Source organism: Mesorhizobium sp. M7A.F.Ca.MR.148.00.0.0 (genome assembly GCF_003997735.1).
Lineage (GTDB): Bacteria > Pseudomonadota > Alphaproteobacteria > Rhizobiales > Rhizobiaceae > Mesorhizobium.
Map to the genome: position 1 here is coordinate 1 of NZ_RZTB01000693.1, position 237 is coordinate 237.

Genomic DNA, 237 nt, shown 5'->3' on the forward strand with positions numbered 1-237 from the left:
GTTATCACAGCGGGCGGCTCCAGTGCGTGGAGCAAGGTGCTGGAAATGGGTCACGTCGTCATTTCGTTCAACGGCGCTACCGAGGCCGAGAGACCGGGCGAGATCTGTGCGTCGCAAGTCGATCCGCTAGCGCTCGTGGCCGCCCTGAAGACCGGCGCGATCATCACCATCGCCGCCTGACAGCATTCGCGCCGCGGCCTATTTGGGAGCGGCGCCCAAAACCAGAGTATTTGCCAT

General features: G+C 62.9%; 1 protein-coding gene. It reads left to right on the forward strand.

Annotation, left to right across the window (positions count from 1 at the left end; genetic code table 11):
- Positions 1–180: PTS glucitol/sorbitol transporter subunit IIA (locus EOB49_RS35870; protein ID WP_281060649.1), on the forward strand; the 180-nt coding region annotated here is incomplete at its 5' end.
- Positions 181–237 lie beyond the last annotated feature (57 nt).